Source organism: Thermanaerothrix daxensis (assembly GCF_001306145.1).
GTDB lineage: Bacteria > Chloroflexota > Anaerolineae > Anaerolineales > Anaerolineaceae > Thermanaerothrix > Thermanaerothrix daxensis.
In genome coordinates, this window is the sequence record NZ_LGKO01000002.1 from 1,279,042 (window position 1) to 1,304,451 (window position 25,410).

Consider the following 25,410-nt stretch of genomic DNA (forward strand, 5'->3'; position numbering starts at 1 on the left):
CCCATGCCCGGATTGTTCGGTATATTGAACGAAGAAGCGCCCGTCCAAGCCTTTGACCTGCACAAAATGGCCCAATTATTAAAACCCGAGATCCAGGGTATTTCAGAAGTGTGGCTTGACGACACGGGCATCCTGGGGTGGGGGCGCGAGGTATTAGAGTATGTGCTTCCTCCGGGTCAGCCTATAACCGGGGAGGGCGAGATCTTTATTTTATTGGATGGTGAGATTGTAGAGTGCCGAGAGGCGGGGCAGGTCAATCGCTTTGTGCTTGATACCTATCGCCGCGGGGGCTGTGAGGCATTAGGGCATCTAAATGGAGGGGTGTGTGCAGGGATCTGGGAGCGCAGGCCTGGCCGTTTGACCCTTCTAACGGATTATCTCGGTTTACGGCCACTTTTCTACATCCATCAGCCGGGCCGATTGGCTTTTGCCAGTGAGATCAAGGCATTACTGGCTTTGAATTGGCTCAGACCTCAGATAAACGAAGAAGCTCTGGCCGAGTGGTTGGCTTTTGAGGTGGTGGATGGGGATCGTACGCTCTTTGAGGGGGTAAAGCGACTGCCGCCGGGGGCGATGTTGGTTTGGGAGAAGGGGCAAATAACGGTTTGTCAATATGCCCAACCCTGTTATGTCGAAAACGGGAAGGGCTGGTCAGAATCCCGGTGGGTTGAGACGTTTATTGAGGGGTTACGACAAAGCCTCCAACGACGATTGGGATCCCCAGATGGTTTTGTTTTGCCCCTGAGTGGCGGATTGGACTCTCGTTTTCTACTAGCCTTGCTTTACGCAGATCTGCGTCATCCATTGCCTTTAGTCACCTATGGAGGCAAAGGGAGTCGTGATGTCGAGCGCGCCAGGAAGATGGCGGAGATGACTCGATATCCCCATCAGGTCCTTTACCTGGAAAATGATTATCTGTCACACTTTGCCAGACCCTGCCTTGAGCGTACGGAAGGTTTTCTAAATATTATTGATTCCCACGGCTGGGTGCTTAATCGCCTTTCTTCGGTCTATAAGGTGCTGGTTTTGGGAAATGGCGCCGATCTTTTCCTAAACACGGCTGAATCGAGCTACCCACCGGAAATTAGGGCAATTTCTGATCCTTTTGACGCTTATTTTGCGTATATCAATGATTTGTTCAAGCTCAGCGAATGGAAATATTGGTTTACCCCAGGTTTTGTGAAGCGTTTTCTGGATTTACCCCGGCAACGCATTGAGGAGGAAATTGCTCACACTCCAGGTTCTACCTTGGCCTTGAGACTGGATACCCATCGCCTTTTCTTCTATGAGGTTGATTACATTCTGCACGGACTTAATGTGATTCGTCCTCGTTTCGAATACACGGAACCTTATTTGGATCGTGATCTAGTCGAGTTAATGCTTTCATTACCCCCCGATTTACGGAAAAAACGAAGGTTACAAAAATTGGCCTTAATGCGCCTTAGCCCGGAACTGGCACGGGTCGAGGGTGGACCGCTTGCCCACCCGAGTGCTTTGGATCGGTGGTTGGATCGCTTTACCCGACGTTGGCGATGGGGACTCAGGCGCCTAAAGGTGATTCAAGATGCCCACTTGGCCCTTCCGTCATCGACCTTTGCAGATGTCCATCAATTACTACGTTTAAAACCTAATCGTCAGTGGCTTGAGAAGATACTGCTCGGCTCGCGTTTTTTAGAGCGGGGATGGTTTCGCCCAGAGGCGGTACGCCAAGCGTTTTATGAACATATGCATGGACAGCACAACTACACACGCCAATTAGGGGCTATGGCAACGATAGAGATGTTGGTGCAACATTTTATTGAAGAGCAACCCGAGGGCTATCATGAGATAGCGATGGTAAAAGTGGGTGAGGAAGCGTAGATGGTTAGTGAGCCTTTGACAACAGGGATGCATAGATTGGAGATTGAGGGATGGGAACGGGCGCTGTTAGCCCCTTATCGTCTTACCTCGCTCATGCGACACCGACTGGATAGATTTCTAAAGAATATTTTTACCCAGTGGATTCGACTGGCTTTTGACGCGCCTAACACCTGGTTTCGTGGGTTTTTCCTGGGGGCAACGATGGCTTTATGGCGATGGAGCCACTTCTTTTTGCGTCAATTGGAATTAGATGTGTACTTAATGCAAGGGAAATCAACAATAGGGGAGGGGGGCATCCGAGTGGTTTATGTGGGGGATAAACTACGGTATCGGTATTTGATAAGCCGTTTATTTGTCAATGGGGAAGCAACTCAGGATGGGCATTGGCGTGTTCCATTCTGGCAACTTGCTGGGCTGGGTGAAGCGTTGGGGAGTCTCAGGGCCGATTTGGTGATCTTTGAGCTCCCTGAAGTTGTGCAAAAGGTTTACAAAGGGAAAATTGATGCCGAATCGCCAGATAGTTTGCAAATGATCTTTGCTTTTCAGCCCGGTGAGGATGAGGAACAGATTGTGAGGCGCATGAAGTCCCAGAAAGAAGCTTTTCGGCGGTTTCGTAAGGCTGGCTATAGGATTGTAGAGGGGGATAGTGCCCGTGACTTCAATTTCTTTTATGAACGGATGCATGTCCCGTACATTAAGAGACGTCATGGAGGTTATGCGGATATCGGAAGCCCAGATGTCATGTATCAACTTTGCAAACAGGCGCGCTTGAGGTTTGTCTGTCTGCCGGATGGTACGCGGATTGCCGGAACCCTTTCCATGATGAGCAGGAAGGTCTATCACTGGCTGTTTATAGGGATTTTGGACGGAGATTGGAACCATGTAAGGAATGGGGCGGCGGGTTTTATGTATTACCAGGAAATCCTAAGCGCTTATCGGGAGGGGGCGAGACTGTTTGATGGCGGTGAAGCAATGCCATTCGAAGGGGATGGAGTTTTTCGGCATAAGCACTCATGGGGATTAGAACCCATTGAAAATCCCTGGCACACTAACCATTTGTTTTTCTGGACTCCCAATGGTTCCAAAGTGGCGCGACAGTGGCTGGTTACATATCGCCCTATAGCGAAAGTGCGTCCTGCCCATATCTGCTAGTTGTTTTTTAAGTCTAAGGCTCAGTCTACATGGGTGACGAAATTCCCTTTATTAGGCGGCTTGTGCATTTCTACTCCTGAGAGATAGTCATGGAACTCTAGTATATTGATTATCGGTGTGCCCAATAACTTGTCAGTCGTTTTGCACTGGTTAGAGCGCATGCGTCCGACTCAAACCGTACCATCAGTGTATAAGTACTAATCTCTGCGTTTTTCCTGCTTTTTAGAAAAGGAGGCTGTGATGAAAGTTGCCATACTGGCAGGTGGTTTTGGTTCACGCCTGGCCGAAGAGACCGAAGTTCGTCCCAAACCCATGGTGGAAATTGGCGGACGCCCCATTCTTTGGCACATTATGCGGTATTACTCGGCGTTTGGGTTTAATCATTTTGTGATTGCCCTAGGGTATAAGGGTGAAATGATCAAACGTTACTTTGCGGATTATTGCATGACGACCACCAACATGACGGTTGATTTTCGCACGAATCAGATCATTCCCCATAATGGACCGAAGCCGGATTGGGTGGTGGAACTGGTAGATACGGGAATAAAAACCCAGACCGGGGGGCGCATTAAGCGCTTGGCGCCTTACCTGGGTGATGAAACTTTTATGCTTACCTGGGGAGATGGCCTTTCGGACGTCAACTTACATGATCTATTAGCATTTCATCGTGCTCATGGAAGATTGGCTACTCTGACCGCGGTGCGACCTCCGGCTCGTTACGGATATATGCACTTCGATGGTGATCAGGTGGTGGAATTTATGGAAAAACCTCAGTTAATGGAAGGGTGGATTAATGGCGCTTTCTTCGTATTAGAACCCGGCATTTTTGATTACATAGATGGCGATGAGACCGTGTGGGAACGGGAACCCATGGAGCGTCTAGCTCGCGAAGGGCAACTAATGGCTTATAAACACACTTCGTTTTGGCAATGCATGGATACGTTGCGCGAAAAGTATTTGTTGGAAAATATCTGGCAATCCGGGCAGGCACCCTGGAAAGTGTGGGAGGACTAAGATGCGCGTTTTGGTGACAGGACATCATGGATATATTGGATCAGTGTTGGTGCCCATGCTCCTTGCGCGAGGTCATGAGGTGGTGGGGCTAGATAGTGATCTGTTCCTAGGCAGTCGCTTTGGTGACCAGCCAATCATCGAAGTTCCGTCAATTCGAAAGGATATACGGGATGTAGAAGCCAACGATTTGGTGGGCTTTGATGCAATATTGCATCTGGCAGGACTCTCAAATGATCCTTTGGGGGACTTAAATCCAGAACTGACTTATGACATTAATTACCGCGCCTCAGTGAGATTGGCGAACCTGGCTAAGGAAACAGGAGTCAGGCGATTTATTTTCTCCTCATCTTGCAGCAATTACGGGGCGGGGGGAGATGATTTCTTAACGGAAGAATCCCCTTTCAATCCTGTAACTCCTTATGGACGGTCTAAAGTCATGGTAGAGCAGGATGTGAGCCGATTAGCCGATGACGATTTTAGTCCGGTATTTTTGCGTAACGCGACAGCCTATGGGGTTTCACCGTTTTTACGTTTTGATCTGGTGCTAAATAACCTGGTTGCCTGGGCTGTTACCACCGGGCGGGTTTATCTCAAGAGCGATGGTACTCCCTGGCGTCCCATTGTCCATATTGAAGACATATCGCGTGCTTTTTGTGTGGTTTTAGAGGCCCCTGTGGAGAAAATCCATAACCAGGCCTTTAATGTTGGACGTACAGAAGAAAATTACCGCATTCGAGAATTAGCGGAAATCGTGGCACAAACGGTTCCCGGAACGCGCATTGAATATGCTCCTGACGCAGGCCCCGATAAACGCAATTATCGCGTGGATTGTTCGAAGATACAACGCGTCCTTCCCCAGTTTCAGCCTCGATGGGATGCCCGCCGCGGGGCGCAGGAACTCCTTGCAGCCTATCAGCAAGTGGGAATTCGGGTGGAGGATTTTGAAGGTCCCCGTTTCAAGCGTATCGCTCACTTAAAAGAGCTTCTAGCCCAAGGGAAAGTGGATGAAAATCTGCGTTGGGCAGCTCATGTTGAGTCTCCAATCGTGTTTTGAATTTCATAACTCAATAAAAAAAGGAAGTTTATTATGTTATCTTCGCCAAACACTCTTAAGAGCGAGGCCTGGACCTCGTTGTTCAAAACCGAGGTGGCTTGCCGTTCTTGTGGTTCACCCCATTTACTTCCCATTATCAATTTTGGTGAGACCCCACTTGCCGATCGTTTGCTAAAACCAGATACACTGGACGAGCCCGAACCATTCGCACCCTTAAATCTGGTTTTTTGTCCGGTATGTGCCTTAGTGCAAATTGACGTGACCGTGGATCCGGAGGTCTTGTTTGCACGAGATTACCCCTATTTTTCATCGGTATCAGCGACTTTGTTACGGCATTCCCGTGAAAATGCGCTTGAATTGATTGAACGGCGTGGTCTCGGTGCGGATAGTCTGGTCGTGGAGCCTGCTAGTAATGATGGATATATGCTACGTAACTTTGTGGAAAAGGGAATTCCTGTGCTGGGGATTGATCCTGCACCAGGACCGGCAGAGGCAGCTTTGACAGCGGGTATTCCGACTTTGAACACTTTCTTTACCCTGACACTTGCTCAGCAATTGGCGAATGAAGGGAAACGGGCTGATGTATTGATCGCTAATAACGTTCTGGCTCACGTTGCTGATTTAAACGGCTTTGTGGAAGGTATTGCAATCGTATTGAAGGATGAAGGCATAGCAGTAATGGAAATGCCTTATGTGGTGGACTTAATTACAAAGAACGAGTTTGACACCATTTATCATCAGCATTTATGTTACTTCTCGGTAACAGCCTTGGATCATCTTTTTAGGCGCCATGGGCTTTTTTTGAATGATGTGCGCCGCTTGGCAATACACGGCGGTTCATTGCGTCTTTATGTTGAAAAGCGCGAAAATGTGCAACCATCTGTTCGATTACTGCTCGAGGAGGAGGCCGAGACTGCGGCTACGTATGAGTATTTTCAGGCTTTTGCCGAGCGAGTGGAATCCATTCGTTCTCGCTTAACAGCGTTACTGAGGGAATTGAAAGGTGGAGGGAAGCGCATTGCAGGCTATGGAGCGGCTGCTAAAGCCACGACATTGCTCGCCTATTGCCAGATTGGGAACGATTTGGTCGAATGGATAGCTGACCTGAATCCCTATAAGCATGGCCGGCTGATGGGGGGGAACCGCATTCCCATAGTTCCGCCCAATCAATTGGTGGAGGCATTGCCTGATTACGTGCTACTCCTGGTGTGGAATTTTGCAGAGGAGGTTCTGAACCAACAGGCAGAATACCGTCAACGAGGGGGAAAGTTTATCATTCCAATTCCTGATATTCGTATAGTTTAAGGAGTAATCCCCATGAATCCTATTTCCCCTGCGCGCGCTACCACGGTGACCCGTTTAGGTACCCAAGAACTAATTCATCAACCCTGTCCGGCTTGTGGTAGCAGCCCTTTGCGTGGTTTTTACGCAGTCCGAGGCGTGCCTGCCCACAGCGTTCTGCGTCTGGAGAGTCGGGAAGAAGCGCTGTCTTACCCCAGAGGGGATGTGCACCTTGCTTTTTGTTGGCAGTGTGGCTTTATCACCAATATAGCCTTTGATCCCAGCCTGAATGCGTATTCGCAACGTTATGAAGAAACCCAGGCTTTTTCTCCCACCTTCAATGCGTTTAATCGGCGTCTGGCGGAGTATTTGATCAATCGTTTTGACCTTCATGGTAAGACCATTTTGGAGATTGGTTGTGGAAAGGGGGATTTTCTGGCGCTTCTGTGTGAGTTGGGAGAAAATCGGGGCATTGGTTTTGATCCGGCCTTTATCCCTGAACGGGCACCAACGGTTAAGCGCGGTCAGGTAACCTATGTGGCGGATTTTTACTCCGAACATTATAGCGATATCGAAGCAGACTTTTATGTCTGCAAGATGACCTTGGAACATATTCAACCGGTTGCAGATTTTGTAAATATGGTGCGCAAGGCAGTTGGTGAGCGCCATGATGCGGTCGTGTTTTTTCAAATTCCTGAAGCTACCCGTATTCTTCAGAAACTGGCTTTTTGGGATGTTTATTACGAGCACTGTTCCTACTTTACACCCGGGTCTTTGGGACGCCTATTTCGTCGTAGTGGATTCAATGTATTGGACTTGTGGGTGGACTTTGATGATCAGTATCTAATGATTGAAGCATTGCCTTGGGTTGGTGGGGCTCAAATGCCCCCCTTGCCTCAGGAGGATGATCTGAGCAGGCTTATCCCCTTGACTGCCTATTTTTCACAAACAGTACCCCAAGTGCTGCAGTATTGGCGAAATCGTCTACGGGAATACTATCAGAACCAACAGCGGGTTGTGCTTTGGGGCGGAGGCTCCAAGGCTGTGGCTTTCCTGACAACTTTGGGTTTAGATAAAGAAATTGCATACGTGGTGGACGTAAATCCATATAAGGAAAACACATTTATTGCAGGTAGTGGGCATTGGATTACTGCACCTGAACATCTACAAGTTGAGCCGCCCGATGTCGTTATCGTAATGAATCCGGTTTACACAGGTGAGATTGAAGCAATGCTTGCTGCCCAAAATCTTAGACCTGTGCTTATACCGCTTAATGCTTGACTTTTAGAAGGGAGGGTGATTTATGGTTATTCATCGAGTGAGTGTGAAACCGCCTGCGCAATTACAATGCCCGGTGTGTGGGGGGGGCAAAATTGAGGCCTTTTTCGATATTAGCCAAGTGCCGGTTCATTGCAATCTTTTGTGGCCAAAGCGGGATGATGCTTTGAGCGCTCCGCGTGGCGAGATCAGGTTAGGGTTTTGTCATCAATGTGGACATATTTATAATCTGACATTTTCCCCCGACCTGATGCATTATTCGATTTGGTATGAAAACTCACTCCACTTCTCTTCTCGGTTTCAAAGTTACGCCCGGTCAATCGCAGAACGGCTCATTGATCGCTATGATCTTCATAACAAGGAGATCATTGAAATTGGGAGCGGCAAAGGTGAATTCCTGGGGTTATTGTGCGAATTGGGTAACAATCGCGGAATCGGTTTTGATCCGGGTTATGTAGAGCCCGGTGGTTCCCCCACGATGCAGCAAGTTACTTTTATTCAGGACTACTACTCTGAGCAGTATGCGCGGTACCAAGCCGATTTGATTTGTTGTCGTCAAACCTTAGAGCACTTGTACCGCCCTGGTGAATTCGTGGCAATGCTGCGACGTAGCATCGGTGATCGAAAGACGGTGGCTTTCTTTGAGGTCCCTAACGTGTTATTTATGCTGCGCGGCCTTTCCGTGTGGGATGTCATTTACGAGCATTATTCCTACTTCAGCGCTGGCTCGCTGGTGTACCTTTTTACTGCTAATGGTTTCGAAGTCCTTTCAATAGAGGACACTTACGAAGGTCAATACCTTACGTTGGAAGTAGAACCCAAAGCAGATAGTTCTTCGGCAAGGGCGGTTGAAGAGCGCGAGTTGACACAACTCTATGCTGATGTCAGTACTTTTCAAGAGCACTTTAAGAACAGGGTGACTTATTGGCAGCAACAACTGGGCCATTATCAAGCAGAAGGCAAGCGTGTGGTGGTTTGGGGGGCGGGCTCCAAGGGGGTTACCTTTTTGAACGCATTGGGGGTGAAAAGCGAGATCGAGTATGTGGTGGATATCAACCCGCGAAAAACAGGGATGCATGTGGCGGGAACAGGGCAGAAAATTGTGGACCCCTCTTTTTTGAGAGCCTATCGCCCGGATGCGATTCTCATAATGAATCCTATTTACGAAAATGAGATCCGAGCACAAGCCCGCGCGCTGGATTTAGAAGCCGAGTTTCTGTTGGTTTAGAAAGGCATTGGGCATTTCTGCAATGGATCTTTACTACGCAAATACTGAATATAAACCAGGAGACACGCGTGGGCGGAATGCCCATATTCGTCAGTTTGTTCGTCATGCCCTGGAATTAGGGCACACGATTTGGGTGGATGAGCCCGTAGAGGCGCATCCCAGATTGCGTGTCCTAGGGAAAGGGCGTTTAGAGCGTTGGTTTGCCCTAAAAGATATGGATGTCATCTACACACGATTGCAAGAGGCTCCTGTTATGAGCTGCCGTTATGCACTACCACCACGGAGGTGGTGGCTTAATGGTGCCCTCCATGTGTGGGAATTCAATACAGTGCCCGAGTTTCATTCCATAATGGGACGTTCAGAGCAGGTTATTAGGGATTCGATCGCCCAATTTCAGATGTGGGGTCAAGGGTGTGATCTGGCTATTTGCGTTTCTGAAGCGTTATGCGACTATGTCCGAAACCAATTGGGCATTCGGAATGCCGTAGCCGTTCCGAATGGTTCAGATGCAAATCTTTTTCGCCCTGATCTGGAGCCAGCACTCCCTCGTGATGATGACTCTCTGAGGGTTGTGTGGGTTGGTAGTGCTGATTTGTCCTGGCACCATTTCGGCTTGATGGTGGAGGCGGCCAGACACCTATGGGCTGTTGGACAAACGAGCATTGTTTTTCATGTGATTGGGCATTCTTTCCCCATTGATGAGACCCCTCCGAATGTCATTTACCATGGCCCCAAACCCTACGATGTGCTTCCATATTGGTTGGCTGGAATGGACGTTGGATTGGTTCTCTACCGTCCGGGGGTAGCCGATTACAATTCGCCCTTAAAACTGTTTGACTATATGGCTAGCGGCTTGGCGATTATAGCCACCCCGCAACCACAAATTAGCCACGTAATGCAACAAATGGGGGCTATGGATTTCCTGGTTCCATTTGATGATGCCGGTTATCTGGTAGAGCGCCTGCAATGGTTGGCCTCAGATCGAGACAAGCGGTTTCTTCTGGGGCGTGCGGCTCGTAACCTAGTGCTCGATTATTACAACTGGAACCGGGCTGTGAGGGACATCTTCTCTCACATTGAATCCCTCACCGAGAGGAGGGCTTCATATGCATTCAATCGCTGAACTACCGCCTACACTACCAGATCGAAAGGGCTGGCCCTGGATACCGGAAGAGTCCCTGATTTTTCCTTCGCAAATGCCCGAGGGTCACAAATGGCCTCGAATTAGTGTTACTGTGCCGAGTTACAACCAGGGTAGGTTTTTGGAGGCCACTTTGCGCTCTTTATTGTTGCAAGGCTATCCCGACCTGGAGATTCACGTAATGGATGGAGGAAGTACCGATGAGACTCGCTGGGTGCTTGAAGAATATGCTCCTTGGCTCACTTCTTGGGAGAGCGAGCCTGATCGGGGCCAAAGCCATGCCATAAACAAAGGATGGGAGCGATCTACTGGCGAGTTGATTGCCTATTTGAATTCGGATGATTATTACCTGCCAGGGGCTTTGTATCGCGTAGCAATGGCTTGGAATTATCACCCATTCATTGCTGTCATAACCGGAGGTGTATGGGTGGTTAATGTAGAGGGGGAATTATTCCAGAGTCGTCAACCATTTCTGCATGCCCGCTCTCCATTGGACCTCTCCCTACTAGACATCAGCGCATGGTATCTCCCTCAACAGAGCACTTTTTTTGTTCGCGAGTACCTGGATAAAGCGGGGCGATGGTTACGAGAAGATCTCCATTACACCATGGATAGGGAATTGATGTACCGTATCTGCCGATTGGGGCAGGTGATGGTTCTGGATCAACCCTTAGCGGCAGATCGGTTTCACGAATCCTCAAAGCGTGGTTCTCAGGCCCTTCGGATGTATCAGGAGGATGCCAAGGCTCTTTCCTACTGCAATTGGGGCGATGAACGGGCAAAAGCACGACGCAAGAAGGTTGCCCGCGCTCGTCGGGGGCAGGGGCATTGGTTAATGGGGTTACGGAGCCGCTCATTCTGGAGTGCTCTTTGGCACCAGGCGTGGGCAATTTACTACCGTCCCGCGTTCTTTTGGGGTACGCAGCTGGGAAAAACCCTATTAAGCGTGTGGCGCCTTTTAGGCTATCGGCTTCGGCCTAATAGATAAAGTTTTTTCCTAACTAAAGGATTTTATTATGAGCATATGTGCGGTAATACCAGCGCGGCTTAATTCGAAGCGCCTTCCACAGAAAGTTTTAGCAACCATTGAGGGACAACCGATGCTCTGGCATGTTTGGCAACGTGTCATTCAATGCAATTTGATTGATCAAGTGATCGTTGCCACAGATTCAGAAGAAGTACTGCAAGTGGTGCGAGGATGGGGAGGGGAGGCCCGAATGACCTCGTCGGAGTGCCAGTCTGGGAGTGAGCGGGTGGCCTCATTGATCAAGGAATTCGAATCTGAGTTGATCATCAATGTGCAAGGAGATGAACCGCTTCTAGATACTCACCTTTTAGAGGCCTTGATCTTAACCTGGCGCTCCCTTCGATGTGACATTATTACACCGGTATTTCGGCTTCAGAGGGCAGCCGAGTTATGGAACCCTTCAATAGTGAAAGTAGCCCGATCCCATCAAGGACGTGCTCTGTATTTTTCGCGTCATCCTATTCCGTTTGTTAGGGATTTGCCGGCTGAGCGCTGGTTGGAAGCGGGACCTTTTTGGGGGCATGTAGGGGTCTATGGCTTTCGGCGGGATGTTCTGGAGGCTTATTCCTCTTTACCGGTTTCCCAACTTGAGCAGGCCGAAAAGTTAGAGCAATTGCGTTTTTTGGAAGCAGGTTACGAAATCTTCACCGTGGAAACTACTTACCATCCCTTTGCGGTTGATACCCCGGAAGATCTGGAACGTGTACGGCAGATTTTTGCCGAGGAGGGTCGCGGATGATTCTGGCGGAAAAGCAAGTTGAATGGCTTGGAGTTGCCCAATCGGTCATGGAGATTGAAGCGCAGGCGATTGAGGCTGCTGCCAAACATCTAGATGGGAATCTTACCCGTGCGGTTGAGATCATCCTGAGCCATTCTGGTAAGGTAGTTGTTAGTGGGATCGGAAAGTCAGGTCACGTGGCTCAGAAGATTGCTGCCACTTTGTGTAGCACGGGTACACCCGCAGTTTTTCTCCATGCCGCTGAGGCAGTTCACGGAGATTTGGGCGTTTATACACCGGGAGATCCAACAATTTTGGTTTCCAAGAGTGGCAGTAGTGAGGAACTGGTACGCCTGACTCCGATTTTACGGCAGTTCCGCTCGGCGCTGATCGCCATTGTCGGAAATCTTGAATCTCATTTAGCCCATGTGGCAGATGTCGTATTGGATGCCCGAGTTCAGCGTGAGGCCGATCCGCTTGGTATTGTTCCCACCGCTAGCACGGTGGTTGCATTGGCTCTGGGAGATGCCCTGGCTGCGGCATTGATGGTGGCGCGACAATTTACTGAGCAGGACTTTGTGCGTTTTCATCCAGCCGGTCAACTGGGACGTAACTTGTATCTGCACGTGGGTGATGTTATGCACCGGTTACAAGAAATTGCCTGGGTGGAGCCGGAGACACCTTTGAGGGAAGTTGTGATCGCCATGACCAGATTTCCACTTGGAGCAGCCTGTGTTTTGGATCAATTCAACCATCTAATCGGGCTGATTACAGATGGAGATGTGCGTCGGGCTTTACAGAAATTCGATGATATTCGCCCTCTGCGAGCCAAGGACGTGATGACGCCTAATCCGATTCGGGTAACTCCAGAAGTGACCTTAGGGCGGGCGGCAGAAATTATGGAAAACCGGCCTTCCCAAATTTCCGTTTTACCGGTGGTAGACAACGAGAGTGGAACCTGCCTGGGGTTAATCCGTCTCCACGATATCTATCTAGGGGCGAGGTAAACAATGAGCCATCCTATGACTTTTCCAATTGAACAGCAGATTTGGATTGGGGGTGACCTTCCTCTGGTCATAGCCGGCCCGTGTGTGGTGGAGTCAGAAGCAATTGTGCTGGAGACAGCATGGGCTTTGAAGCAAGTCACATCTCAACTGGGGTTGCCTTTTGTTTTTAAGTCTTCTTACGATAAAGCTAATCGAACTTCACATCGGTCATTTCGCAGTATAGGCTTTAAGCCCGCTCTGCGTATTCTGGCTCGGGTGCGAGAAGAGGTGAGTGTACCAGTATTGACAGATGTTCACGAGACCAACCAGGTAGCGGAGGTGGCGGAGGTAGCAGATATCTTGCAAATCCCTGCATTTTTATGTCGCCAAACCGATTTGCTTCAAACGGTAGGCCAAAGCGGGCGTGTGGTCAATATCAAAAAAGGGCAATTCATGGCGCCGGAGGATATGAAATTTGCGGTTGAGAAAGTGACGGACACAGGAAATCAACGGGTTTTTCTAACCGAGCGTGGTAGCAGTTTCGGTTACCACAATCTAGTTGTTGATATGCGTTCGTTGGTGATTATGCGTCGTTTTGCTCCCGTGGTTTTTGACCTCACTCATAGTGTTCAAATGCCGGGAGGGATGAATGGCCGTTCAGGAGGGCAACGCGAATTTGCTCCCTATCTGGCCCGGGCAGCCGCTGCGGTTGGAGTGGATGGCTTCTTCATGGAAGCTCATCCTGATCCTGAACACGCCCTAAGCGATGGCCCCAACATGATCCCATTGAATGAGATGGAAACACTGTTGGAGAGTCTACTGAAGGTTTGGCAAACGGCGCGCCCATATTGGGAGTCTGCGTTTGTTCCTTCGCACTAGTTTTATGGGAGTAACTTTCATATGCCCGATATCGTAGTTCTGGGAGCCCGTGGCTTTTTTCATCATGCTGAGCCCTTGCGCCAACATTTTGGTGAACGCATGATCATTGAGGCAGACTATAGTGTGGCTAAGGTGGCTGCCTATGACCCTGATTTGGTGATCACCTTTGAAGCAAGCAACCCGCAACGCGGCTTGGTGGTGGCAGAAATGGTCCGTCGCAATGTGGCTACGCTTCTCGTTATGGACGGCATTCAGGAATGGCGGAACACTTGGTCTAGGACTCAGGGAAGCCAGAAACGTCCTCTCAATCAGCCAGTTTTAACCCATAAAGTGGCTTGTCTGGGACGTTTAGATGCTCGCTTATATGAATCCTGGGGGAACGTGGGAAAATGCGAAATTGTTGGAGCGCCACGATTGGATGACTTGATCGTTCAGCACTATCCAATGCGTACCCAACCCATTGAGGGTCGTCCCATGCGATTGCTGGTCATGACGGCCAGGACGCCCGGGTTTACACCCGCCGAGCGAGCGCTCACCCTTCAGTCACTCAAGGATCTGCGAGATTATCTGAATCTGCGCAAGGATATTGAGGTGGTTTGGCGGCTGTCGAAAGGTCTTCACATTGAATTGAAGGTCAAAAATACGTTTACGTCTGCCACGGGAGAGGAATTACATCAATTACTCCCTCAGATGGATGCGGTAATTACCACGCCCTCAACGGCACAACTTGAGGCCATGTTGGTCGGGTTACCTGTAGCGTTGTTGAATTATCATCTGGTCCCGGTATATACTCCTGCGGCTTGGGAGATTAAGTGCCCATCTCATATTGCACCTGTGCTTGAAGATTTGCGCAATCCACCGCTTGAGCGCATGCTTTATCAGGATTTTTGCCTGCATGATGCACTTGAGTGCCATACCCCAGCGTTACCCCGCCTGATTACTCTCATTGAGAGCATGATCCGGATTAAGCGCGAGCATGAGCGTAATGGGATTCCGCTCTCCTTTCCACCTCGAATTCTGGATGCGCCCGAATCTTTTGTGGCCTGGCCAAGTGAAGCCTTTGACCTGGAACGGTTATACCCTGATCATCCGGTGTTTCGCAATCGAGATGTGATGTTTCTACAATCTGAGCTGGATGCTGCATTAATTACGATCGAGCAACTTAAGGATCAAGTTAATACGCTGACACGGCGTCTTCACCGAATTCCCGGATACACCCTTTTGAGCCACCTGGCATTAAGTCTGCAAAGGCGTTTCCATTGGGGCGGACATTATCAGGTGTGATGTGCGAATTCTGTTTGCCCATTATCGTCCGGACATTGTTAGTGGAGCGGAATATGCATTGGCAGACACCATTAAGAGGCTTGATCAGAACTTTCGGGTTTCTATGCTTGTACCGGGTCAGGGACGTCTTGAAAAGACCTATCGAGAGATGGGGTTTGAAGTTTGGGTTTATCCTATCTCAACGCCGCGCCGTCTTTTGCCGGGCTGGCACACACTCCAATCCTGGTGGCTAGCGCAAAGGTTTACCCAACAAGGCATTCGATTGGTTGTCTGCAACACCTTTGCGGCAACCAGCCGGGTAATGACGGCGGCAAAATGGGCAAGATTGCCGATGGTGATCATTGTGCGGGATTATTTGCGCGATATTTCGCTTCACCGGAAGGTTCTTCAAAAGGCAAATGTGTTAGTGGCCATTTCAAAAGATATTGCCAATCATATTCGGCCAATGGCAGATGGATTGCCAATCCATGTGATCTATGATCCTATAGATGCTGAGGCGTGGCTGGCTCGTGTGCAAGCACATCGTGCGTCGGGGATGCGTCACCTGACAGTATCAACGGATGTGCCGGTTGTTGGGTGGGTAGGACGATTGACACCCTATAAGCAACCTGAGGTATTTATCCGTGCCATACCCTTTGTCCTGGAACAAATTCCTCGTGCGCAGTTTGTGATTGCTGGAAGTGCCCAGCCCCTCGAGCGTGATTATGAGAAGGGCCTTCATGCTCTGGCTGAAAAATTGGGAGTGCAAAACCAACTTCAATTTCTTGGGCAGCGGGCCGATGTGGCAGAGCTGATGAGCGAAATGACCGTCTTTTGTCTGACTTCGCAGCGCGAGCCATTGGGGCGAGTGGTCCTTGAGGCTCAGTTAGCGGGCTGTGCAGTGGTTGTTCCTGATGTGGGTGGGGCAGCCGAGTTAGTTGAGGATGGGGTCACTGGGCTCAAGTTCCACTCGATGGGCGAACTAGCGGCAGAAAATTTGGCTGCTAGAATCGTTGAGCTCCTAAGAGACCCTGCTAAATCCAGATGCTTGGGCGAAGCGGCACGTCAAAACGTGCAAAACCACTTTGCTCGGCCAGATGCAATGGCTCCCCTTTCTCAGTTGTTCTGGACCCTGCTTGAACAATTCCCGTTGGATCGCGATTAATGAATAGTCTCCAACATGTTGCGATTGTATATCGGTTGGATCGGCCAGGAGGAGTACAATCGGTAGCTTTTGCCCTTATGCGTGGGCTGAATCAACGTGGTATTCGTCCAACCGTGCTTTGGGATGTACCCCCGAATCCGCAATTGTTGGAACGGCAGCGGTGCCAGGCCGATTTTGAGGCCATTCGGTTTGCAATTCCTACTCCTTGGATAGATCACCTTCCTAATACATTGCGCTATGTTGCCTGGATTTTTAATACGATGCGCTACGATGGAATGAAACATCGTTACCAATTTGCCTATATCTTTCACAATGGTTTTCTTTTACCGGCCAATATGCCACATGTAAGGTACTTGAGCGGTCCTCCCCTATTGCCTCAACTTGAGAATCCCCCTAGGGGAATGAGAGGCTTCCCTGCACGTCTTTTTCAAGCGGGGTATCGGCATATTCTGGCGAGACGATGGCCGGCCTATGAATTTCACCGGCAGGACAATTATGTCATAAATTCCCATTACACGGCTCAGCTGTTCTATGAGGCTCATGGGGTGAGGTTGCCGGTTGTTTATCCCCCAATTGATCTACATGGACGCAGTTATGTGCGCGGAGATTGGTCGCAACGAGATTCGGTGGTTTTCTTTTCTCGCATTGTGGATTACAAACGACCTGAGATGATTTTGCGGTTGGCAAAGACATATCCAAAGTGGCGTTATTTGATCATGGGAGGGGTGCCACCCCACAGGCGTCCTTATTTGCGCGCTCTAATGTCTCAGGCGCGGGAGATGGGAGTTGCACAAAATGTGACCTTTCTCCCGAACCCCTCAGATCTTCAGGTGCGGGAGGTCCTGGCGCGCACGCGGTTTTATGTTTTCCCGGCAGTTAATGAGCATTTTGGCATGACAACGGTAGAAGCGATAGCCTCGGGGACTATTCCATTTGTCCATGACTCAGGGGGGCAACGCGAAATTGTACCTATGGATCATTTGCGTTTTTCCGATGAAACCTTTCTGGAACGCTTTGGACAGATTGAATCAATGCCCGAAGAAACCTTGGAGGATTTGCGGGAGGGTATGAGAGAGTATATCAATCAGTTTTCTGAAGAGGTTTCAGTCGGGAAACTGTTGGCTTACATGGATGCCATGGGATAGGGGTAATAAGATTGAGTGGAAAGTTGATTCTCTTTTGGGATTTTGATGCCGAATGGGGAGCGGAGCGGTCTCGCTCAGGAGGAGGGCCAAAAGCATGGGGACCGTTGGAATTCCGTTGCACTGAGCGATTGCTGAAAATCTTAGATCGTTTTTCTGTAAAGGTTTGCTTCGCGGTGGTCGGTGCGGTTGCCCTTCCCGGAAATCGTCCATATCATGATCCTGGCTTGATTCGGGAAATTGCAGCCCAGGGACACGAAGTGGCTAGCCATGCTATGCACCATGAGTGGTTACCTGGTGTGGGGAGGACAGATCTGCGCCGCGTAATTCGCCAGAGCAAAGAAGCCTTGGAAACCTGTATTATGCAACCCGTGACAACGTTTGCTCCCACCTATAATCAGCCGTTTGACTTTTGGGAACGAGGCTCAATCAGTCTCTCGGAACGTCGTGAAGTCCCCAGGGATCGCGTGGACTTGGGCTTCTTGTGCAAGATTCTGCGTGAGGAGGGGTTTACCTTTTGTCGGGTTGCCTATAAACCGATTGGTGAAAGGCTGGGCATTCGTCTTGGACGGTCCGAAAATTTCATGCCCAGGGTTGAAAGGATTCGAGGAGTTGTGACATTGCGCGTCAATGCCTTTGGCTTTCGTCAAGACACAACACGTCTTATGGATGACGCGGTGGCCAAGAATGGTTATGTGGTTTGTTTTGCTCACCCTCATGCTTTAGAGGGTAATGGCCCGCAAAGTGAGAACTACTTAATACCCTTCCTGGAGCATGTGCAGGGGTTGGTAAGTTCAGAAAACCTGGAGGTTCTTTTACCTCGAGAGATCGCCAAAGAACATTACAGCAGAGGTTTTTAAGGTGATGCGCCTATGCATTATTTCCTTCAAAGAGTGTTGGGTGAACTCGAAAGGCCAGTGGTATTCCAACGGGGGATTTCCTCTTCAGATTAGGTCATTGGCCTCATTATTCGATGAGACCACTTTGATGGTTACCAAAAGCGAGGGCGGAAGCGGGGGAATCGAATTACCCGCGGGCCTCAAGGTTGTGGTTCTTCCAACCCCGAAAGGCGAGGGAAAAGGAAGAAAACTATATGTCTTAAGGCATGCTCTGGATTACTTTTCAAGGATGTGGCGCGATATCCGGCAAGCCGACGTGATTTATATCCCTCTACCGGGAGATTTGCCATTTCTGGGAATGGGAATGGCTGTTGCCCTCCGCAAGCACCTTGTTGTGCGATATGGGGGATCTTGGGAGGTTAATGATCAGGCCACAACGGCAACACGATTTATGCGTTGGGCGATGCGCATTCTGGCAGGAGGGCGAAATTTGATGCTTGCAACTGGTATGGGAGAAGATCCTCCTGCACCACGGATGCACTGGCTATTTACGACGGCACTAACCCGTGAGGAACTGGAAACCATTTCGCCAAATCTTGAACGTCATTTGAATTCCCCGCCACGCCTGGGGTTTATCGGACGGCTTTCGCCTGAAAAAGGTTTGCCTGTGTTACTAGAGGCTTTGCAAGGAATGCGCGAAGAGGAATTTCATCCGATACCGCGTTTGGTATTGATCGGTGATGGCCCGCAGCGTGATGGGCTTAAAAGACTGGTAGAGTCTATGGGGATGCAGGAACAAGTTGAATTCACGGGGCAATTGGATCGAAAGGCTCTTTCCCATCAATTATTAACGATGGACGTGGCAGTACAACCCTCCCTGACCGAGGGTTTGAGCAAAGCCTGGTTGGATGCAATGGCCCATGGCTTGCCGGTGGTCAGCAGCAACGTCGGTATGGCAAAGCGAGTGATTGGGTGTAACGGAGAGCGGGGTTGGTTAGTTGAACCCGGCGACCCGGGCGCTCTGAAAACCAAACTAAAAGAAATACTCTCTACCCCTCTTCCCTGGCCAGAGATTCGTAAGCGTTGCCGCCAATTTGTGGAGAGTCTTACATTAGAAGCCTGGGCAGAGCAAATTGCCCAGTTATGTGTTGGTCAGTGGGGATGTTCTTATGTGGATGGTAAATTACAATGGGCGAAATGATGACGGTTAGTCGGCGAACAAAAAGCCTGCGTGCTTTACATAGATTATCTCAGACCGAAGAGAATCCCGAGATCATTATTAAGAACATAAGCCGCATGCTTATTGTTGTAATTCTGATCACCTGGGGCTTCAGTTTTATTGGAGGTTATTCGAATTCTGTAATCGTGCTCAATGTCCTTGGCCTGCTTTTGGCAATTGTGGGAATGCGCTATCCGGCGATTGGTGTGCTTGGGGTGGGATTACTGTGTACCCTGGATCCCCTGACTCGTAACCTTTTGCTAAGCGGAGGATTATGGCGGTGGAACACTTTGAATTATTGGTTGGTCATCGTTATTTTATTGAATCTCCGTCTGTTGTTACGCTTGAATGACCCAAACTCACGATGGCTAATGGCTTTCTGGGGAATTATGGCGCTGATGCTGCCTCTCAGCGTTTACGTCAGTGATGGGTTGCAAGATCTTCTTAACGTTGGGGCTACTTTGGGAATTCTGATTTACTTTGTGAAGGCCTCTCGAAACCCTCAGGTTTACTACTGGCAGGGTATTGTCAACGGAGTAGTGGGTGTACTGGGGGGGCTGGCTTTTTATCTGCAACTTGGCAATCTCCCCTATATCAATCCCAACTCATGGGCTGCATTTCCGATGACGGCTCTTTTCAGTATTGCGTTAGCTTTACCCAGCGCCAAAGATATTAAGTATGGGCGACTCATTTTGCTCTCCCTGGCTGCGGTGAATGTGATTTGGGTCTTTCTTACCGGGAGTCGCGGCAGTCTTTTGACTGCTATGGTTGTGGTGGTGTGTTACCTGATGATTTTGCGGAGCATTTCATGGACAACCCTGTTCCTGATTGCGGGAAGCATAGCCGCATTTTGGGCTTTCAACCTCTTATGGGAACGGGAAGCTTACGCCTTAAGTCGTATTCAGCGACTCTTTGATCCTACCTACACAATTGCTGAGCGAACCAGTGGGCGCTCTGATATTGCTGCAACCGGTCTAAAAATTTTCCAGGAACGTCCCTTTGGAATTGGTACGGGATCTTTTCGGGCTGGTGCAATTCTTTTGAATATTCAAGGGGGGGCAGCGCGACCAGCGCATTCTGGATGGATTAAGACCCTGGCAGAAAACGGGGTCCAGGGAATTTTAATCATGGTCTTCATGGTGGGATCTTTTTTAGTAGTGGGTTGGCAACGCCGTGATAAAAATTGTTTTGCAATAGGCTTTTTGGTGACGACGGTGTTAGCGGTTTCATTTGTTTCCAAAGAGTTTCAAGGAAAGGATTTATGGTATTTGGTAGCAGGGGCCATTCCTTTGTTGAATCCTCAGCATACTGAAAACTATCTGAATGAGCCCATCATGAGATCCTCTAGACGCAGGGTTCGGAGCAAAGAAGCGGGGATTAAATGACAAGGGATCAATGGGATTCCCACGTCATTAATAATAAAAAATTGCGCATAGCCATTATCGCTGGAACCCTCGGATATGGAGGAGCAGAAAAACAACTCATATACCTGGCTAGGGCTCTTCGAAACACTGGTTTCGAGGTGCGGGTTTACTGCCTGACCAGCGGAGAACCTTACGAGGCCGTGTTGAGGAAAGAGGGCATTGTTCCCATATGGTTTGGGCAATTTAAGCACCCTTTATCCCGGGTTTTGAAGTTGGTAGATTTGCTCCGTGAATTTAAGCCCCATTTTCTTCACTCCACTCATTTCTACACTAACCTCTATGCGGCTCTCGCTTCTTGGTTTGTGGGGGGAATTGCCATTGGCAGTCTGCGAAGCGATTTGGATTACGAATTGAATGCCAATGGCTTTTGGGGACCGTGGTTGTTGCGGTTACCGCATGCGCTTTTAGCCAACTCGCACCTAGCTCGTCAGCGAGTGATTGCCTATGGCCTGCCCTCAAGCAAGGTGCTTTTGTTGCCCAATGTGATTGATTTGGGCGCTTACGATCGTCAAGCCTCGCAACCTTTTCCCTACCGCTTACCAGAGGGTCGCATTTGGGTGGTCACTGTCTGCCGATTGATTGATGCTAAACGTTTAGACCGCTTTTTACGTATCCTTTCACGAGCACGAGAACAGATGCCCGAGATTGGAGGGGTGATTGCCGGCGAAGGACCTTTACGACAATTTCTTGAAGAGCAGGCAAAAGCCATGGGGCTTTCTCCGGATGGAGTGAAATTTCTTGGCCATTGTGAAAATGTGCCTGCACTATTATCCCGGATGGATGTATTTGCGTTAACCTCTGATCACGAAGGATTTCCTAACGGGATACTTGAAGCAATGGCGGGTGCGCTACCTGTGATTGCCACCCCGGCAGGTGATGCCGCTCGAATTGTGCGAGACGGAATAAGCGGGTTTATTGTGTCAACGGAGGACGAAAGCGCTTTTGTTGAGCGATTACTTCATTTGGCTCGGCATCCTCTCTTACGTCGCACCATGGGGGGAATTGGGCGTCAAATGGTGGCTCAATCGTATAGCCATGTAAGTCTGGGGCAGACTGTGGAACAACTTTACTATCAGATTGCCAGTGCACTAGATCGTTCTGTGATTACTTCTCTGATCAAGCCATAGCCTTAATTTTTTGGGGAAAACAAACCTGATGCATGAATATCCTCGATTGGGGTTTGTAGGACCTATGCTGGGCGTGAACCCAGGGTGGGTTACCAGCCAGGGGGAAATCCTAGCAAACCTTTTTGCTAAAGCCGGTTATCCAGTTACTCTCACCTCGAGGCGAGTTAATCGCCTGGAACGTCTTCTGGATACGATTGCTACTATGGGAACCTGGCAGGACTCAGTGGATGTCATTCTTATTATGGTTTTCTCTGGGATGGGCTTTGCTGTTGCTGATGTTGCTAGCCTGATAGGGCAGAGGTTAAGAAAACCGGTGATATTATGGCTGCATGGAGGCGCATTGCCTCAGTTTAGCCAACGTTTCCCTCGATGGGTTAACCGGGTAATGAGGCGAGGGTGCGCAATTGTTTCGCCCTCACCTTATCTAGCCCATCATTTTGAGAGAATGGAATTCCCCGTTCGCGTTATCCCAAATGTCCTCGATCTAAATGATTATCCCTTTATGAGACGAGCAGGGTGCTTGCCCCGGTTAATCTGGATGCGCACTTTTGAGGATACTTACAACCCGGAACTGGCAGTGGAGGTTGTGGAACGGCTTAGGTTTCGATGGCCAGACGTGGTTCTGACGATGGGGGGGCAGGATCGGGGCTGGCTGGGAGTGGTAAAAAAGCGAATTCAGATTTTGGGTCTCCAAAGCCAGGTTCACCTGATAGGTTTCATGGATAAGGCCACCAAGCAGAAAGAGTTTCAACGACATGATATCTACCTGAGTACGACACGGGTAGACAACACACCGGTAAGTGTCGTAGAAGCGGCTGCTTTCGGCCTGCCCATTGTAGCAACTTCTGTGGGAGGAATCCCATACATGCTCCAGGATGGCGAGACGGCTTTATTAGTGCAGGATGATGATCCTGAAGCAATGGCAAGCGCTGTAGAACGGCTCTTGATTGATCCATTGTTGTCCACCCGCCTTTCAGTAAAGGGGCGAAGTATGGCTGAAACTTATGATTGGAAGTGCGTGCGCCAGGATTGGGAGCGCCTGTTTAAAGACCTGGGCTTGTTTTGAGTCTCTGAGTTGGAAAATATCCATTGATTTGCGTGAGTGACGGTCCTGAGGTCGAATTCATGGACAAAATATCCCTATATCACAGACTCCCCTATCCTGGCAAGGTGCTTGTTGCTAGCCTCCATGGATATCGTTTACGCGCTCAACGTTATGGGCGGTTTTCTGAGCGTTTAGTTGATGAGGCTCTAGAACGTGATCGTTGGTCACGAGAGCAATGGCAAGCCTGGCAAGAAACCCGCCTAAGTGAAATGCTAGAGGTAGCGGCGAAGCAAGTCCCTTACTACCGTGAGCATTGGGAGAGGCGACGGAGGCAGGGGGATAATGCTTCATGGAGCTATTTGGAAAACTGGCCCGTTCTCAAGAAGGATCCAATTCGTCAAAATCCCAAGGCGTTTGTTGCGGATGGGGCAAATCTTCAATCCCTGATTGAGGAGCATACCAGTGGAACTACCGGGACACCCCTGACGTTGTGGCGCAATTTGGAAACCGAGCGTCAATGGTATGCCCTCTATGAGGCGCGCGTACGACGCTGGAATGGATTCTCATACCGCGATCGCTGGGCTATCCTGGGAGCACAGCCTATAGTACCGGCTGCACAACGACGTCCACCGTTTTGGGTGTGGAATGCAGGGTTAAATCAACTCTACCTTTCTGCCATTCACCTGAGCGAAGATTTCATTCCCTTCTACATTGAGGCACTTTGGAAGCATCGGGTCCGTTACTTGTTGGGTTATCCCTTTGCATTGGCGATACTCGTTCGCTTGGCGGAGAAGCATGCGCTGGATTTGCCTGTGTTGGAAGCCGTTATCACAAATTCAGAAATTTTACTTCCCGAAGTGAGGGAAATTCTTTCCCGAGGCTTTAAGTGCCGAGTGATTGATACGTATGGGATGTCAGAGACAGTTGCAGCAGCCAGCGAATGTCGGTCGGGTCGGATGCATGTTTGGCCAGATGCAGGAGTGGTTGAAATTTTGAAAGATGAAGAGGACAAACCAGCGGGAAGAAACGAAACGGGACGACTGGTTCTAACAGGATTGTTAAATCCGGTGATGCCTCTAGTCCGGTATGAAATTGGGGATCGAGGGTGCTGGGCGCTAGAGCCCGCTATCTGTGAGTGTGGAAGGCAAATGCCGGTGCTGGCTCAAATCAGCGGACGTCTGGATGATGTGCTATTATCGCCGGATGGTCGGCGCATTGATGCTGTCATTGCAGTTGTTTTTAAAGCAGATCTCCCCATTCGGGAAGCCCAGGTTATTCAAACTGCATTGGATCATTTGGAAATACGAGTTGTTCCTGAACCGGGATTTTCGGATAGCGATGTTAGTACTCTGGTTTCGCGTGTGAAGAAGATCACCGGTGACTCAATGCATGTGGAAGTTACCAGGGTGGGTTCTATCCCACGAGGTCCGAACGGGAAATTTAGATTCGTCATTTCTATGTTGAATACACCTACCCCACTTTCGCTTTAGATCGGAATTGAAGACACATATGAAAGCCCAAGATTGCCCCTTTGTATCCATTGTGATGCCTGTACGAAACGAAGGACCCTATATCCAGCGTAGTTTGGGGGCCGTTCTGGATCAAGACTATCCCCAGGAATGCGTTGAAATTCTCGTCGTAGATGGGATGTCTGAGGATGGTACGCGTGAATTTATTCTTGAACAGCAGAAAATCCATCCTCACGTGCGCTTGCTTGAAAATCCCGGCAAGATTGTACCCAAAGGGCTAAATATTGCTATCGCCAATGCCAAGGGAGAGATATTCATTCGGGTAGATGGGCATTGTGTCATTGCCAAAGATTATGTTCGCCGTTGTGTAGAGGCATTGCAGCATGAACGGGTCGCTGGTGTGGGGGGGCCAATGGAGACCATTGGAGAAACGCCAGTAGCCCAAAGCATCGCTTTGGCAATGTCCTCACCATTTGGTGTGGGGAATTCGGCTTTTCGTATCCGGGTAAATAAGCGTCGTTATGTGGATACGGTTCCTTTTCCGGCCTATCGAATGAGCACGCTTCAGGAAGCCGGGCCGTTCGATGAAACTCTGGTGAGAAATCAGGACGATGAGTACAACTACCGTCTTCGCGCAATGGGGGGAAAACTACTTCTGAGCCCGGATATACGATCAAAGTACTACAGTCGAAGCTCTCTAGGTTCGCTTTGGCGCCAATATTTTCAATATGGATTTTACAAAGTCCGCGTTTTATATAAACACCCAACCCAAATTAGCCTGAGGCAACTCGTTCCTCCCGCCTTTGTAGGTGGTTTGCTGGGGTTATTGGTTCTCTCTATGTTCGGGGAGATCTTCCGCTATGGCTTGTTGGGGTTTCTCGTACTCTATGGCCTTCTCAACCTGAGCACATCGTTGGTTTTGTCTGCTCGGCATGGTTGGGAGCATATGCTGCGTTTGCCCCTGGCTTTTGCTATTTTACATGTGGCTTATGGATTGGGGTTCTGGGCAGGTCTGTATGACCTAGTACGTCATTTGTTGAGAAAGAAAACAAGCCATTGAAATTGAAGGGCCTTTGGAGCAACGCTTTACTGATAAGAG

The 25,410-nt window shown here is 49.5% G+C and carries 22 protein-coding genes and 1 pseudogene; all 23 read left to right on the forward strand.

Annotated features, from left to right (window positions below):
• The first annotated feature begins 3 nt into the window (after window positions 1–3).
• The 23 genes and pseudogenes from SE15_RS06195 (at window position 4) to SE15_RS06300 (ending at window position 25,371) form a co-directional block, all read left to right on the forward strand.
• Window positions 4–1,860 carry an asparagine synthetase B family protein gene (locus tag SE15_RS06195; RefSeq protein ID WP_054521205.1) on the forward strand — a complete coding sequence of 619 codons (1,857 nt, stop codon included), beginning with the start codon at window positions 4–6 and terminating at the stop codon, window positions 1,858–1,860.
• Complete coding sequence (locus SE15_RS06200; RefSeq protein WP_054521206.1) at window positions 1,861–3,012, forward strand: GNAT family N-acetyltransferase; 1,152 nt, start codon at window positions 1,861–1,863, stop codon at window positions 3,010–3,012. It abuts the gene before it with no gap.
• A gap of 240 nt (window positions 3,013–3,252) precedes the next feature.
• On the forward strand, window positions 3,253–4,026 hold the full coding sequence (gene rfbF, locus SE15_RS06205) for a glucose-1-phosphate cytidylyltransferase (RefSeq protein WP_054521207.1): 774 nt from the start codon (window positions 3,253–3,255) through the stop codon (window positions 4,024–4,026).
• A 1-nt stretch (window position 4,027) separates the two neighbouring features.
• A complete protein-coding gene (locus SE15_RS06210; protein WP_083461739.1) occupies window positions 4,028–5,080 on the forward strand; it encodes an NAD-dependent epimerase/dehydratase family protein in 1,053 nt (350 codons plus the stop codon).
• Window positions 5,081–5,113: 33 nt separating this feature from the next.
• A complete protein-coding gene (locus tag SE15_RS06215) occupies window positions 5,114–6,385 on the forward strand; it encodes a class I SAM-dependent methyltransferase (RefSeq protein WP_083461740.1) in 1,272 nt (423 codons plus the stop codon).
• Window positions 6,386–6,586: 201 nt separating this feature from the next.
• Window positions 6,587–7,642, forward strand: coding sequence for a class I SAM-dependent methyltransferase (locus tag SE15_RS06220; protein ID WP_201778058.1), 1,056 nt, complete (start codon window positions 6,587–6,589; stop codon window positions 7,640–7,642).
• A 22-nt stretch (window positions 7,643–7,664) separates the two neighbouring features.
• Window positions 7,665–8,867: a class I SAM-dependent methyltransferase gene (locus SE15_RS06225; RefSeq protein ID WP_054521208.1), complete on the forward strand. Its 1,203-nt coding sequence runs from the start codon at window positions 7,665–7,667 to the stop codon at window positions 8,865–8,867.
• A gap of 22 nt (window positions 8,868–8,889) precedes the next feature.
• Entirely contained in the window at window positions 8,890–9,990 is a 1,101-nt protein-coding gene (locus tag SE15_RS06230) for a glycosyltransferase family 4 protein (RefSeq protein WP_054521209.1), read from the forward strand.
• On the forward strand, window positions 9,974–10,996 hold the full coding sequence (locus tag SE15_RS06235) for a glycosyltransferase family 2 protein (RefSeq protein WP_054521210.1): 1,023 nt from the start codon (window positions 9,974–9,976) through the stop codon (window positions 10,994–10,996). Before SE15_RS06230 ends, SE15_RS06235 begins: the two co-directional genes overlap by 17 nt.
• A gap of 28 nt (window positions 10,997–11,024) precedes the next feature.
• Window positions 11,025–11,774: a 3-deoxy-manno-octulosonate cytidylyltransferase gene (gene kdsB, locus SE15_RS06240; protein WP_083461742.1), complete on the forward strand. Its 750-nt coding sequence runs from the start codon at window positions 11,025–11,027 to the stop codon at window positions 11,772–11,774.
• Window positions 11,771–12,760 carry a KpsF/GutQ family sugar-phosphate isomerase gene (locus SE15_RS06245; RefSeq protein WP_054521212.1) on the forward strand — a complete coding sequence of 330 codons (990 nt, stop codon included), beginning with the start codon at window positions 11,771–11,773 and terminating at the stop codon, window positions 12,758–12,760. The genes kdsB and SE15_RS06245 overlap by 4 nt, the downstream gene beginning before the upstream one ends.
• A 15-nt stretch (window positions 12,761–12,775) precedes the next feature.
• Window positions 12,776–13,618 carry a 3-deoxy-8-phosphooctulonate synthase gene (gene kdsA / locus SE15_RS06250; RefSeq protein ID WP_201778059.1) on the forward strand — a complete coding sequence of 281 codons (843 nt, stop codon included), beginning with the start codon at window positions 12,776–12,778 and terminating at the stop codon, window positions 13,616–13,618.
• Between the two features lie 21 nt (window positions 13,619–13,639).
• Entirely contained in the window at window positions 13,640–14,902 is a 1,263-nt protein-coding gene (locus SE15_RS06255; RefSeq protein WP_054521214.1) for a hypothetical protein, read from the forward strand.
• Window position 14,903: 1 nt separating this feature from the next.
• The gene (locus SE15_RS06260) at window positions 14,904–16,046 is read left to right on the forward strand and encodes a glycosyltransferase family 4 protein (protein WP_054521215.1); all 1,143 of its coding nucleotides are present in this window, start codon (window positions 14,904–14,906) and stop codon (window positions 16,044–16,046) included.
• Window positions 16,046–17,191, forward strand: a complete 1,146-nt coding sequence (locus tag SE15_RS06265; protein ID WP_083461743.1) for a glycosyltransferase family 4 protein — start codon at window positions 16,046–16,048, stop codon at window positions 17,189–17,191. Before SE15_RS06260 ends, SE15_RS06265 begins: the two co-directional genes overlap by 1 nt.
• 11 nt (window positions 17,192–17,202) lie before the next feature.
• Window positions 17,203–18,048 carry a polysaccharide deacetylase family protein gene (locus SE15_RS06270; protein ID WP_160316675.1) on the forward strand — a complete coding sequence of 282 codons (846 nt, stop codon included), beginning with the start codon at window positions 17,203–17,205 and terminating at the stop codon, window positions 18,046–18,048.
• A 127-nt stretch (window positions 18,049–18,175) separates the two neighbouring features.
• A complete protein-coding gene (locus SE15_RS06275) occupies window positions 18,176–19,228 on the forward strand; it encodes a glycosyltransferase (protein ID WP_054521218.1) in 1,053 nt (350 codons plus the stop codon).
• Complete coding sequence (locus tag SE15_RS06280) at window positions 19,216–20,631, forward strand: O-antigen ligase family protein (RefSeq protein ID WP_054521219.1); 1,416 nt, start codon at window positions 19,216–19,218, stop codon at window positions 20,629–20,631. Before SE15_RS06275 ends, SE15_RS06280 begins: the two co-directional genes overlap by 13 nt.
• Complete coding sequence (locus SE15_RS06285; RefSeq protein ID WP_054521220.1) at window positions 20,628–21,797, forward strand: glycosyltransferase; 1,170 nt, start codon at window positions 20,628–20,630, stop codon at window positions 21,795–21,797. The genes SE15_RS06280 and SE15_RS06285 overlap by 4 nt, the downstream gene beginning before the upstream one ends.
• A gap of 202 nt (window positions 21,798–21,999) precedes the next feature.
• A pseudogene (locus SE15_RS14895) lies at window positions 22,000–22,275 on the forward strand (glycosyltransferase); the annotation flags it as partial.
• A 24-nt stretch (window positions 22,276–22,299) separates the two neighbouring features.
• Window positions 22,300–22,863 (forward strand): glycosyltransferase family 4 protein, encoded by a 564-nt coding sequence (locus SE15_RS14715; protein ID WP_236689984.1) that lies wholly within the window; start codon window positions 22,300–22,302, stop codon window positions 22,861–22,863.
• Between the two features lie 59 nt (window positions 22,864–22,922).
• Complete coding sequence (locus SE15_RS06295) at window positions 22,923–24,332, forward strand: phenylacetate--CoA ligase family protein (protein WP_054521222.1); 1,410 nt, start codon at window positions 22,923–22,925, stop codon at window positions 24,330–24,332.
• A 19-nt stretch (window positions 24,333–24,351) separates the two neighbouring features.
• On the forward strand, window positions 24,352–25,371 hold the full coding sequence (locus SE15_RS06300) for a glycosyltransferase family 2 protein (protein ID WP_054521223.1): 1,020 nt from the start codon (window positions 24,352–24,354) through the stop codon (window positions 25,369–25,371).
• Window positions 25,372–25,410 lie beyond the last annotated feature (39 nt).